The sequence below is a fragment of the Salinivibrio siamensis genome (assembly GCF_001996005.1).
GTDB classification, from domain to species: domain Bacteria; phylum Pseudomonadota; class Gammaproteobacteria; order Enterobacterales; family Vibrionaceae; genus Salinivibrio; species Salinivibrio siamensis.
In genome coordinates this window covers 22,203-34,968 of the sequence record NZ_MUFB01000014.1, presented here as the reverse complement: position 1 = coordinate 34,968, position 12,766 = coordinate 22,203, and the positions used below count along the sequence as shown (strand labels likewise).

Annotated in this window: 10 protein-coding genes and 7 tRNA genes; 12 read left to right on the top strand and 5 right to left on the bottom strand. The window is 53.2% G+C overall.

The window, feature by feature from the left end; translation table 11 throughout:
* Positions 1 to 64: 64 nt before the first annotated feature.
* From glmU to BZG73_RS08925, 12 genes are all read left to right on the top strand, one after another.
* Positions 65 to 1,423, top strand: a complete 1,359-nt coding sequence (glmU, locus tag BZG73_RS08980) for a bifunctional UDP-N-acetylglucosamine diphosphorylase/glucosamine-1-phosphate N-acetyltransferase GlmU (RefSeq protein ID WP_077668134.1) — start codon at positions 65 to 67, stop codon at positions 1,421 to 1,423.
* A 118-nt stretch (positions 1,424 to 1,541) separates the two neighbouring features.
* A tRNA-Gln gene (locus BZG73_RS08975) sits at positions 1,542 to 1,616 on the top strand.
* A gap of 2 nt (positions 1,617 to 1,618) precedes the next feature.
* Positions 1,619 to 1,695, top strand: a tRNA-Arg gene (locus BZG73_RS08970).
* A gap of 42 nt (positions 1,696 to 1,737) precedes the next feature.
* Positions 1,738 to 1,822, top strand: a tRNA-Leu gene (locus BZG73_RS08965).
* Positions 1,823 to 1,857: 35 nt separating this feature from the next.
* A tRNA-Gln gene (locus tag BZG73_RS08960) sits at positions 1,858 to 1,932 on the top strand.
* A 9-nt stretch (positions 1,933 to 1,941) separates the two neighbouring features.
* Positions 1,942 to 2,018: transfer RNA gene (locus tag BZG73_RS08955), tRNA-Met, on the top strand.
* Between the two features lie 41 nt (positions 2,019 to 2,059).
* Positions 2,060 to 2,146 (top strand) — tRNA-Leu (locus tag BZG73_RS08950).
* A 45-nt stretch (positions 2,147 to 2,191) separates the two neighbouring features.
* Positions 2,192 to 2,276: transfer RNA gene (locus tag BZG73_RS08945), tRNA-Leu, on the top strand.
* Positions 2,277 to 2,431: 155 nt separating this feature from the next.
* Complete coding sequence (locus tag BZG73_RS08940) at positions 2,432 to 3,196, top strand: DeoR/GlpR family DNA-binding transcription regulator (protein WP_077668133.1); 765 nt, start codon at positions 2,432 to 2,434, stop codon at positions 3,194 to 3,196.
* Positions 3,197 to 3,229: 33 nt separating this feature from the next.
* On the top strand, positions 3,230 to 5,068 hold the full coding sequence (gene glmS / locus BZG73_RS08935; protein ID WP_077666885.1) for a glutamine--fructose-6-phosphate transaminase (isomerizing): 1,839 nt from the start codon (positions 3,230 to 3,232) through the stop codon (positions 5,066 to 5,068).
* A 279-nt stretch (positions 5,069 to 5,347) separates the two neighbouring features.
* Positions 5,348 to 5,719, top strand: coding sequence for a helix-turn-helix transcriptional regulator (locus BZG73_RS08930; RefSeq protein ID WP_021022741.1), 372 nt, complete (start codon positions 5,348 to 5,350; stop codon positions 5,717 to 5,719).
* Between the two features lie 186 nt (positions 5,720 to 5,905).
* Positions 5,906 to 6,277 (top strand): helix-turn-helix domain-containing protein, encoded by a 372-nt coding sequence (locus BZG73_RS08925; protein ID WP_046074868.1) that lies wholly within the window; start codon positions 5,906 to 5,908, stop codon positions 6,275 to 6,277.
* Between the two features lie 38 nt (positions 6,278 to 6,315).
* Here the strand turns inward: BZG73_RS08925 and ilvA are convergent, their stop codons facing one another.
* Genes ilvA through ilvG form a run of 5 tightly spaced genes read right to left on the bottom strand, consistent with a single transcriptional unit; the run spans position 6,316 to position 12,597 of the window.
* Positions 6,316 to 7,875, bottom strand: coding sequence for a threonine ammonia-lyase, biosynthetic (gene ilvA / locus BZG73_RS08920; protein WP_077668132.1), 1,560 nt, complete (start codon positions 7,873 to 7,875; stop codon positions 6,316 to 6,318).
* Positions 7,876 to 7,877: 2 nt separating this feature from the next.
* Positions 7,878 to 9,719 (bottom strand): dihydroxy-acid dehydratase, encoded by a 1,842-nt coding sequence (gene ilvD / locus BZG73_RS08915; RefSeq protein WP_077668131.1) that lies wholly within the window; start codon positions 9,717 to 9,719, stop codon positions 7,878 to 7,880.
* Between the two features lie 17 nt (positions 9,720 to 9,736).
* Positions 9,737 to 10,678, bottom strand: a complete 942-nt coding sequence (gene ilvE, locus BZG73_RS08910) for a branched-chain-amino-acid transaminase (protein ID WP_077579380.1) — start codon at positions 10,676 to 10,678, stop codon at positions 9,737 to 9,739.
* Between the two features lie 18 nt (positions 10,679 to 10,696).
* On the bottom strand, positions 10,697 to 10,954 hold the full coding sequence (ilvM, locus tag BZG73_RS08905; RefSeq protein WP_046074872.1) for an acetolactate synthase 2 small subunit: 258 nt from the start codon (positions 10,952 to 10,954) through the stop codon (positions 10,697 to 10,699).
* A complete protein-coding gene (gene ilvG, locus BZG73_RS08900) occupies positions 10,951 to 12,597 on the bottom strand; it encodes an acetolactate synthase 2 catalytic subunit (RefSeq protein WP_077668130.1) in 1,647 nt (548 codons plus the stop codon). Before ilvG ends, ilvM begins: the two co-directional genes overlap by 4 nt.
* Positions 12,598 to 12,766: the final 169 nt, after the last annotated feature.

Below are 12,766 nucleotides of genomic sequence, written 5' to 3'. Positions count from 1 at the left end.
ACCTAAAACGCGTTACACTAAGGGCAACTTAATAGACAATCTTCTCTTTTATCACGGAAAGACTATGCAATACAGTGCAGTTATTCTCGCGGCCGGTAAGGGCACGCGCATGTATTCACAAACCCCTAAGGTGCTTCATACCTTGGCGGGTAAGCCTATGGTTGAGCACGTTATTGACACTTGTCACGGCCTCGGCGCTTCGCAAATCCATTTGGTTTATGGCCATGGTGGCGACACTATGCAGCGCGTTTTAGCGCACTCACCGGTGAACTGGTGCTTGCAAGCGGATCAATTGGGCACCGGCCATGCCGTGCAACAAGCGGCGCCGCACTTCGCGGATGATGAGCAAGTATTGGTGCTCTACGGCGATGTCCCTTTGATTTCAGAGCAAACCCTCTCGCGTTTGCTCGAAGGGCAGCCTGAAGGTGGGATTGGTCTATTAACTGTGCATCAGGACGATCCGACTGGCTACGGCCGTATTGTCCGTGAAAACGGGGAAGTGGTGGCGATTGTTGAGCAAAAAGACGCGACTGACAGCCAGCTTGCCATCACCGAAATTAATACCGGTGTGCTGGTGGCCACCGGACGTGACTTGCGGCATTGGTTATCGCAACTTGATAACCACAACGCGCAAGGCGAGTTTTATCTCACCGATGTGATTGCGCTGGCACATCAACAAGGCCGCTCGATTCAAGCGGTTCACCCTGTGAATGCGGTGGAAGTGGAAGGGGTGAATAACCGCCTGCAGCTTTCTCGCCTTGAGCGCGAATACCAAAAAATGCAGGCTGAACAGCTATTACTCAGTGGTGTGATGCTCAAAGACCCTGCGCGTTTTGACTTGCGTGGCCAGCTGCAATGCGGGCAGGATGTCACCATCGACGCTAACGTGATCATCGAAGGCAATGTCACCTTAGGGGATAACGTGACCATCGGGGCCGGGAGCGTACTGATTGATTGTGAGGTTGATGATAATACATTGGTACGTCCGTATAGCGTGATAGAAGGGGCTAGCGTCGGTGAGGATTGTACCGTTGGTCCGTTCACACGGCTGCGTCCGGGCGCCGAGATGGCGCGCGATGCCCACGTGGGCAACTTTGTCGAGATGAAAAAGTCTCGCTTAGGCGAAGGCTCGAAAGCCAATCATCTGACTTACCTGGGTGATACCGAGGTTGGCCGCGGCGTGAACATTGGTGCCGGCGTGATCACCTGTAATTACGATGGTGCCAATAAACATAAAACCGTGATTAAAGATAACGCCTTTATTGGTTCGGACTCTCAGCTGGTGGCACCTGTGGTGATCGGCGAAGGGGTGACCGTTGGGGCTGGCAGCACCATCAGCAAAGATGTCGCCGATGGTCAACTTATCATCACTCGTGCTAAACCAAGGACAATTGAGGCTTGGCAACGGCCGAAAAAAAAGTAGAATACTGATGGTTGAGCGCGCACAGGCGGCTTTTTAGCTTGAAAGGTGAAAAGTTGTGCGGTTGGTAAAATCAGGTATTGACTCCCGATAAAAACCAGCCTATTATGCGCGCCTCAGTTGGGGTATCGCCAAGCGGTAAGGCAACGGGTTTTGATCTCGTCATTCCCAGGTTCGAATCCTGGTACCCCAGCCAACGCGTCCGTAGCTCAGCTGGATAGAGTACCTGGCTACGAACCAGGCGGTCRGAGGTTCGAATCCTCCCGGACGCGCCATCTTTCTTCAGCTACCATGAAGTAAGATGAACAACTTGGAATGCGGAAGTGGCGGAATTGGTAGACGCACCAGATTTAGGTTCTGGCGCCGCAAGGTGTGAGAGTTCAAGTCTCTCCTTCCGCACCATTATTTAAACATGTGGCATTTAGCGGCATGAAAATTGGGGTATCGCCAAGCGGTAAGGCAACGGGTTTTGATCTCGTCATTCCCAGGTTCGAATCCTGGTACCCCAGCCACTTTAGGTTGGCTACGTAGCTCAGTTGGTTAGAGCACATCACTCATAATGATGGGGTCACAGGTTCGAATCCCGTCGTAGCCACCATTATTCCGATTTGTTGCTAACGCAGTAAATCGCACCGATTTGCGGCGGTGGCGGAATTGGTAGACGCGCTAGCTTCAGGTGCTAGTGTCCGAAAGGACGTGAGGGTTCAAGTCCCTCCCCCCGCACCAAGACAATTGATACTCGGCCCGCCCGCCGATCTATCATACAAATTTGCGGAAGTGGCGGAATTGGTAGACGCACCAGATTTAGGTTCTGGCGCCGCAAGGTGTGAGAGTTCAAGTCTCTCCTTCCGCACCATATCAAGCCCATCAGCATTTGCTGGTGGGCTTTTTTCGTTATTGCCCTACGCTGAATCCTCCTCTTCTTTGTTTTGCCACACTTTTAGCCGCGTTATCTTGATCTTTGTTTTGTTTGCTCTACCATAAGTTTCGAATCGAAACTTTGGTTGTTATATGTCGAAACGAAATACCCAACAACGTCGCCATACCATCGTCAGTTTATTGACTGAGCAAGGCCAAGTGAGTGTTGATGCGCTCTCGCAACGCTTTGAAACCTCAGAAGTGACGATCCGTAAAGACTTGGCGGAGCTTGAGAAGAATGGCTTGTTACTGCGCCGTTATGGCGGTGCAGTCCCCGTGCCACAAGAAATGGTGTCGGAGCAGGCGGTCAAGGTATCGAAAAAAAAGCAAAGTATTGCCGATGCGGCCGCTGCGCGCATTCGTGACCATAACCGGATTGTGGTCGACAGTGGTACCACCACGGCCGCTTTGATCCCTTTACTGAATAAGAAGCGTGGTCTTGTGGTAATGACCAACTCGCTACAGGTCGCCAACGCGATACGTGAACTGGAACATGAGCCAACGCTATTGATGACTGGGGGCACCTGGGACACCCATTCTGAATCGTTTCAAGGCCAAGTGGCCGAACAAACCTTGCGAGCGTACGACTTTGATCAGCTTTTTGTCGGTGCCGATGGCATTGATGTGGCACGGGGTACCACGACCTTTAACGAAATGACGGGCCTGACGCGGGTGATGGCGGAGGTCGCACGAGAAGTGGTGGTGATGATTGAGTCGGAAAAAATTGGCCGTCGGATCCCCAATCTAGAGCTTGCGTGGTCAAGCATCGATACCCTGATCACCGACAGTTCGCTTGACGATGATCTTAAACACGCCATAGAACAAACCGGCACAGATGTGATCTGTGCTGACCAGTAATAAGACCAGTAATAAGACCAGTAAGGAAAGACTATGTGTGGAATTGTAGGGGCGGTCGCGCAGCGTGATGTCGCCGAGATTTTAGTAGAGGGGCTGCGTCGCCTTGAGTATCGCGGTTATGACTCAGCCGGGGTCGCGATCACTGATTCGGCAACCGGGCAGCTCACACGTGTGCGTCGTCTTGGTAAAGTGGCCGCGTTGTCAGATGCGGTGACCGAGACGAATCCTACCGGTGGTACCGGTATCGCACACACACGTTGGGCCACCCATGGCGAGCCCAGTGAAGTGAATGCCCACCCACATATGTCTGGCGAGACGATTGCAGTGGTACACAATGGCATTATTGAAAACCACCAAATGCTGCGTGAACAGCTGCAAGCGCGAGGCTATCAATTCCATTCACAAACCGATACTGAAGTGATTGCGCATTTGGTTGATTGGGAGCTTAAGCAAACCTCTGATTTGCTTGAAGCATTCCAACGTACAGTCACCCAGCTCGAGGGCGCTTACGGTACTGTGGTGATGGATAAAACTCAGCCTGAGCGCTTGATTGCTGCGCGTTCGGGAAGCCCACTAGTGATTGGTTTGGGGATTGGCGAAAACTTTCTCGCCTCTGATCAGTTGGCGTTGCTCAATGTCACGCGTCGTTTCATTTATCTCGAAGAAGGCGATGTGGCCGATATCTCTCGCCGCGAAGTGACCATTTATAATCAAGAAGGCACACCGGTGGAACGTGAGGTGCATGAAGCCAGTGCTCAATACGATGCGGCGGACAAAGGCCAATATCGCCACTATATGCAAAAAGAGATTTATGAGCAGCCAACGGCACTCACCAATACCATGGAAGGCCGCTTGGGCAGCGATCATGTGATTGTCGAGGCAATTGGCAATGGGGCCAGTGATATCCTCGCCAAAGCGCAGCACATTCAAATTATCGCTTGTGGCACCTCGTATAATGCGGGCATGGTGGCGCGTTATTGGTTTGAGTCGCTGGCAGGGGTCAGTTGTGATGTGGAGATTGCCTCGGAGTTTCGCTATCGCCAGTTTGTCACTCGCCCAAATAGCGTGCTGATCACCTTGTCACAGTCTGGCGAAACGGCCGATACGCTGGCGGCGCTGCGCTTAGCCAAGGAGCGTGGTTATATGGCGACCATGGCGATTTGTAACGTTGCGGGCTCGTCATTGGTACGAGAGTCGGATCTCGCCTTTATGACCCGAGCAGGAACAGAAATAGGCGTGGCATCGACAAAGGCCTTTACCACCCAACTGTCTGCGCTGCTGATGCTGGTCACCGCGCTGGGCAAAATGCAAGGGTCGATTGGTCGTGATAAAGAACGTGAGATTGTCGATGCCTTGCATCACCTGCCTTCGAGTATCGAGCAGGCGCTGACCTTTGATAAGGCGATTGAGCAACTTGCCCAAGACTTTGCCGACAAGCATCATGCGCTATTTTTGGGACGTGGTGAATATTACCCGATTGCCGTTGAAGCCGCGCTCAAGCTAAAAGAGATCTCGTACATTCATGCGGAAGCCTATGCGGCGGGTGAGCTTAAACATGGCCCATTGGCGCTGATTGATGCGGATATGCCAGTGATTGTGATTGCCCCCAATAACGAGCTGCTGGAAAAGCTGAAATCAAACATTGAAGAAGTGCGTGCCCGCGGTGGCCAGCTCTATGTGTTTGCCGACCAAGATGCGGGGTTCACACCCGAGGAGGGAATGAATATTATCGCCATGCCGCATGCTGATGAGATTATCGCCCCCGTGTTCTACACGGTGCCGATGCAGCAATTGTCTTATCATGTAGCCTTAATCAAGGGCACTGACGTTGACCAGCCCCGAAACCTCGCCAAAGCGGTGACGGTTGAGTAATCCTGCCCAATAATCACCACGCTCTGACCAGGAGCGTGGTTGATCTTTTATCAATTACTGCCCTCTTTCTACAAAAATGCGATCTGCATAGGTTTTGTTGCAAAATGCAAATCATTTTGCATTTAATCTCAGGCATGGCGTCTGGAAAATTAAACAGAATGTCATTCTGTGTTTTAAATAATTGATTTTTATGGTTTTTATGAGTGCCTAATAACTTGGCCTACATTGTGCATACTCAGGGTATAACGACTAACATCGACCAGTTATAGAGAGGAAGCAATGATTGACTCTAAAACCCAAGTAGCAAAACGCATCAAAGAAGCGCGTGAGTGGAAAGGCATCACCCAAGTAAAAATGGCTAAGTTGCTTAATGTGGCCCGCCAAACCTACTTGGATATCGAAAATGGCAAGACAGAGCCGCGTGTTCGTATGTTGTCCAATATTGCTGAGCTGACTGAGCGCCCATTGGTATGGTTTGTCTACGGTGACGAAGATGTCGAAATGCACGATGTTCAGTATAAGCAAGACGTGAATCGCCTGCTTGAGCATTTCTCTCGCTTACCGCACGAAGCCCGTACTGCGATCTTAAACCAAAGCGTGAACATGGCTTCGTTCTTGGTGAACTATTCTAAAGCGGCCCAGCGCGCATAAAAGTACTGCCTGCTCGACTAGATATGCGGGTAAGTACTTGCTTACTGAGGTAGGCATCAAAAGCGTAGTGTCACACTATCGGTGTGCGCCACCATGATACGCCTGCCGAGCCATGCATAATGCAGGGTTGGTGTTGTGACGGGCTGTGTTTAATACAGCTCGGGTAGCAGAAATGAGGCATGAACCATGGTGATTTCGACCGCGCGCATGGCGCAACGGATCCGTGAAGCACGGGAATTTAGTAAAATAACCCAAGTAGACATGGCGAAGCGTTTGAATGTCGCGCGCCAGACCTATTTGGATATGGAGTCGGGGAAGACGGATCCGAAAATCCTCGCGCTGGTCATGATTGCCGATATTACCGGCCGTCCCTTCAATTGGTTCGTGCATGGCGAAACGGACGAGCGGGATATCGCGTTTTCTCACCGTGATGATCTAGCCGCATTGACGAGCTTGCTGAGTCAGCTTCCGCAAATGGCACGACAGACGGTGATGGATAACGCCCTATCGATCGCCGAATATGTGGTCACATTGGCCCCAGAGCCGCCAGACGAATAAACCAAGCCCGACATTCATGTCGGGCTTTTTGTTATGGGTTAATCGGTGGTTTTTGACAGGAAAAAACGGTAAGCCGGGTTTGATGTCTCGTCTTTCCAGCCATACCCAAGTTCACGCAAATGGGCCGTAAAGGCGAGCAAGTCTTTGTCGCCAATTTCGAAGCCGCACAGCACGCGACCATAGTCCGAACCATGGTTACGATAATTGAACAGGCTAATGTTCCAGTGGGTGCCCAAGGTTTGCAAAAAGTGCAGTAGTGCCCCTGGGTATTCAGGAAACTCGAAACTGTAAAGCCGTTCATTGAGGTTGGCCAATGGTCGACCACCAATCATGTAGCGCACATGCACTTTAGCCATTTCATCATCGGACAAATCTTCGACCGGATAGCCGGCTTGGCGTAAGTCGCGCAAGATATTGTCCAACTCTTCTTGTCCGCCGAGTAATCTGACACCGACGAAGATATTCGCGAGATGATCATCGCCATACCGATAATTGAACTCGGTGACGGCGCGATCGCCCAATATCTGACAAAAATTGAAAAAAGCGCCGGTTTGTTCTGGAATGGTGACAGCCAGTAACCCCTCTCGCTTCTCACCCAGTTCCGCGCGCTCAGAGACGTAGCGCAGCGAATGGAAATTGGTATTGGCACCCGACAATACCGTTGCGAGCTGCTTGTCTTTGAGCTGGTGTTTTTCCACGTATTGCTTCAGGCCGGCTAATGCCAAAGCGCCGGAGGGCTCGGAGATAGCCCGAGTATCCTCAAAGATGTCTTGCACGGCGGCACAGATCGCATCACTCGATACGGTGATGCTGTCATCTAAGTACTGCTGACAAAGCCGGAAAGACTCATCGCCTATGCGTTTTACTGCCACACCGTCGGCAAAGGTGCCCACGCGATCAAGGGTCACGGGGAAGCCTGCATCTAATGCCGCACGCAGACAGGCAGAATCTTCCGCCTCTACCCCGATAACTTTGATGTTGGGCATCAGTTGTTTGACAAGCACTGCCACGCCCGCGGCGATGCCTCCGCCTCCAACGGGCAGAAAAATATAATCGAGGTGGCCATTTTGTTGCACCAGCTCCAAGCCAATGGTGCCCTGTCCAGCAATCACTTGGGGATGATCAAAAGGGGGCACAAAGGTATAACCGTGTTCGTCGGCGAGCTGTTGTGCCATGCCTTTGGCTTCATCGAAATTATTGCCGTGCAGCACGACATGGCCACCAAAGCCGCGTACCGCGTCGACCTTGATGGCAGGTGTCGTGCGCGGCATGACGATGGTCGCTTTCACCCCAAGACGGCTACCTGATAGGGCGACGCCTTGCGCGTGGTTACCGGCTGATGCTGCAATCACGCCCGCTTTTTTTTGCGCCTCCGTCAGTTGCGCCATCATGTTGTGTGCGCCGCGTAATTTAAACGAGTGGACGGGTTGGCGGTCTTCACGCTTGAGCTGTACCTGATTATTGAAGCGCTCAGATAAGCGCTTCATGGTTTGAAGAGGCGAGGCAATCGCCACTTCATAAACAGGCGCGCGCAAGATATCCCTAAGATAATCAGCACCGTCCATCGGTTGTGCAGTTGAGGGTTGCGCCTGTTGCATGCTTATTCCTCCAGTTTACTGCGATCGCGCACCGCACCTTTATCGGCGCTGGTGGCGAGGCTGGCATAGGCTCTTAACGCGTAAGACACCTGGCGTTGACGGTCTTTGGGCTTCCAGCCGCGTGCGTTCACTTCTGCGCGACGTGTGGCCAGTGTCGCTTCGTCCACCAGCAGACTGATTTCACGGGTGGGGATATCAATACGAATACGATCACCGTTTTCCACTAATGCGATGGTGCCGCCGTTCGCTGCCTCGGGAGACACATGCCCAATGGATAGCCCAGAGGTACCGCCAGAGAAGCGCCCATCGGTGAGCAGAGCACAGGATTTGCCCAATCCCATCGATTTTAAGTAGGTGGTAGGGTAGAGCATTTCCTGCATGCCTGGCCCCCCTTTCGGCCCTTCGTAACGGATCACCACTACATCACCGGCTTTCACCTCACCGCCGAGGATGGCTTCCACCGCGTGGTCTTGGCTTTCAAACACCACTGCGGGCCCCTCGAAGGTCAGAATACTCTCATCGACCCCAGCGGTTTTGACGATACAGCCATTGAGCGCGATGTTGCCTTGTAGCACGGCTAAGCCACCATCTTGGCTAAAGGCATGTTCATGGGCGCGGATACAGCCTGATTGGCGATCATCATCCAGGGTGTCCCAGCGACAGGTTTGCGAGAAGGCTTGGGTGGTACGAATGCCCGCAGGCCCGGCGCGATAGAAAGCTTTAATCGCTTCATCATCGGTTTGTACAATGTCATATTGCGCCAGTTGCTCTTTGAGGCTCACGCCCAGTACGGTTTGTTGCTCGACGTTTAGCAAGTTAGCGCGCTGAAGCTCACCGAGGATCCCCATCACCCCGCCAGCACGGTGCACATCTTCCATGTGATATTGCTGCGTCGATGGCGCCACTTTGCAAAGGTGAGGCACTTGGCGTGACATCCGATCAATATCATCCATATCGAAATGGACGTCGCCTTCTTGCGCAGCCGCCAGTAGGTGCAAGACTGTATTGGTAGAACCACCCATCGCAATATCCAGCGCCATCGCGTTTTCAAACGAGGCGCGGTTGGCGATATTACGTGGCAGGATGCTGTCATCGTCTTGCTCATAATAGCGCTTAGTCAGCCCAACAATCCGTTTACCGGCGTTGATGAATAGCTGTTCACGGTCAGCATGGGTGGCGAGCATCGACCCATTACCTGGCTGACTCAGCCCCAACGCTTCGGTGAGACAGTTCATCGAGTTGGCGGTAAACATGCCAGAGCACGAACCACAAGTGGGACACGCGGAGCGCTCAATTTGCTCGCTTTGTTCATCGGACACATCTGGGTTGGCACCTTGCATCATGGCATCGACCAGATCGAGTTTTAGGATCTGATCGGACAGCTTGGTTTTGCCGGCCTCCATTGGGCCACCGGAGACAAAAATCACCGGGACATTGAGGCGCATCGAGGCCATCAACATGCCCGGGGTGATTTTGTCACAGTTAGAAATACAGACCATGGCATCGGCACAATGGGCATTGACCATATACTCGACCGAGTCTGCGATAATCTCACGGGAAGGCAGTGAGTACAGCATGCCACCATGACCCATGGCGATACCATCATCGACAGCGATGGTATTGAACTCTTTGGCGATGCCGCCTGCTTTTTCGATTTCCTTGGCGACCAGCTGACCCATGTCTTTGAGATGGACATGGCCTGGCACAAACTGGGTAAATGAGTTGACGACGGCGATAATCGGTTTGCCGAAATCATCATCTTTTACGCCGGTAGCGCGCCACAATGCACGCGCGCCAGCCATGTTGCGACCGTGGGTAGTAGTTTTGGAACGATAGGTTGGCATATTACGACTCCTTTGCCTTATGCGCTCTGGTCTGGGTAAACCGGGTCAAGCCAGCCCCATTTGTCTTCGGTGGTACCATCAAACAAGCCAAAGAAGGCTTGCTGTAGTGAGGCGGTGATCGGGCCACGTTGACCCTCACCGACGGTGATCTGATCGACGCTACGCACAGGCACAATTTCTGCCGCGGTACCGGTCATAAAGACTTCATCGGCCAGGTACAGTGCTTCACGCGCAATCGGCTCTTCGCAAATGGTGAGTCCTTTCTCTTTCGCCAGCGTGATGATGGCGTCACGCGTGAGCCCCGGTAAAATGGCGCTGGTCGCCGGGGGGGTGCTAATCACGCCGTTTTTAATAATAAAGAGGTTTTCACCGGCCCCTTCGGACAGGTAGCCGCGGACATCCAAGGCAATGCCTTCGGCATAGCCATGACGACGGGCTTCACCACCTACCAACAGAGAAGATAAGTAGTTCCCGCCGGCTTTGGCCGCAGTCGGAATGGTATTGGGTGCCGCTCGGTTCCAGCTCGACACCATGGCATCCACCCCTTGGGCGAGCGCTTCTTCCCCTAAGTAGCTCCCCCAGCTAAAGGCGGCGATGATGATATCCATTTGTGTATCAGGTGGCGGGCAGACCCCTAAGCCTACGTTGCCCACAAAGCCAAGCGGGCGAATGTAGGCAGAGCGTAGCTGATTGACGCGCAAAGTTTCACGGCACGCTTCCATGAGTGCATCGACGCTGTAGGGGATCGGAAAACGGTAAATTTTGGCAGAATCTTTTAAGCGCTGCATGTGCTCGCGATGGCGAAACACCACTGGGCCGTTCGGTGTGTCATAGCAGCGGATCCCTTCAAACACTGAGGTGCCGTAGTGCATGGCGTGCGTGAGTACGTGCACGGTGGCATCCTGCCAAGCGATCATTTCACCGTTAGACCAAATGTAATCAGCGGTATTTGTCGACATTCTTTTCTTCCTTTTTGGTTATGCGCGTAGGGATTGTTGCTGGGATGAGGACATCATGACCTCAGCCACATCCCATAGCTTAGTCAGTTGTGGTCGCAAGGTCTCGATCGCTCTTTGGCTTTCGACGGTGACATCAAAAATGACGTGGCCGTTGTCCGCGGGCAAAGACATGTTGAACTGGCAAACCGTAAAACCGCGATGACGGATCACACGCAAAACACGCTCGAGCAGTTCAGGGCTGTGGGTCGCATGAATAGAAAACTGGTGTTGCATCATAAGTCTTGCTCCATCATTTGTTGGTTTGCCGCGCCGGGTGGTACCAGCGGCCATACATTTTCCATTTCATCAATGGCAACATGCAGCAAATAAGGACCTTGATGTGTCATCAAGGTGTTGAGTGCGTCCTCGACCTCATCTTTACGCTGGATACTGTGCCCAGGAATATCAAAGGCGCGCGCCAGGGTGAGAAAATCCGGGTTATCAGACAGGTCGGTTTCACTATAGCGTTGCTCGAAAAACAATTGTTGCCATTGACGCACCATGCCCAAACGCTGGTTATCTAGCAGGATGATTTTTACCCCGATGCCGCGACGCTTGAGCGTACCGAGCTCTTGGACGTTCATCATGAATGAGCCATCTCCGGACACCAGTACCACTTCATCCTCGGGACGGGCTACTTTGGCGCCCATTGCGGCAGGCAAGCCAAATCCCATGGTGCCTAGCCCCGCCGAGGTCAGCAGGTTCTCGGGTTGAGAGGGACGAACATGTTGCGCGACCCACATTTGATGTTGGCCCACATCGGTGGCAACGACTGTGCTTGCGGACATGCTATCGGACAAGCTTTTGAGCAAGGCGGGAGCATAGATGGCCTCGCCAGGGTGGTCGTAGCGCCACGCGTGCGAGGTCTGCCATTCGGTAATTTGTTCCCGCCATGCCGGTGACGTGTCAGGGCATGCGAGTGCAGGGAGTACTTGATTGAGTGGGGCGCAAACCGGTGCTTGCGCGCGGCGCAGTTTGTTGATTTCGGCCGCATCAATATCAAGGTGCACCACGTTGGCATGAGGGGCGAAGGTATCGAGCTTGCCGGTCACCCGGTCATCGAAACGTGCGCCAACCACAATCAGTAAGTCGGACGCCTGCACCGCGAGGTTCGCCGCTTTGGTGCCATGCATACCCAGCATTCCAAGGTAATGCGGATAGTTTGATTCAACCGTGCCCAAGCCTTTTAGTGTGCTGACCACCGGGAGCTGACTGCGTGCCAAGTAATCGCGTAACGCCTCGGTGGCTTTACCCAATACCACACCGCCACCGAGGTAAACCATAGGGCGCTCACTGGTACGAATAAGCGCATTGGCCTTTTCGAGTGTTTGGCTATCCACAGGTGCAGCGTGTGAAACATGAACCTTAGCCTCAGTGTTTGGGATCAGTGCTTGTTGCACATCTTTAGCGATATCCACCAATACCGGGCCAGGACGGCCTGATTGTGCTATTTCGAATGCCTGCGCTAAAGTCGTCGTAAGCTCGGCCGGATCGGTGACCAGAAAACTGTGTTTGGTGCAGGCGAGAGATAAGCCGAGGACATCAATCTCTTGGAACGCATCCGTCCCTATTAGTGGGCTGGCGACCTGGCCGGTGATCGCGACTACGGGCACCGAGTCCATCATCGCATCGGCAAGCCCGGTGACTAAGTTAGTGGCGCCCGGTCCCGATGTCGCGAGGCAGACGCCAGGACGGCCACTGGCGCGGGCATACCCGATGGCGGCCATCGCTGCCCCTTGTTCGTGGCGACATAAAATATGTTCAACCCCACCATCATAGAGGGCATCATACACAGGCATGATGGCGCCGCCTGGATACCCAAATACGGTTTCAACGCCTTGCTTACGTAAGGCTTCCACAACCCATTGTGCACCTGTCATCCTTGTCCCTCCCCGTATGAACGGGGAGGGCAGGCGGGCGAATGATCTGTCTCTGCGCTCTCCATCATTGTTGCTTCCGTTGTCGCGTGGCGTCGCCACATGAATGAAAAAAGCCCCCGAACCTGTTGGTTGCGGGGGCTTGGTTGCGATGTTGCTGCTGTGTTTCGCG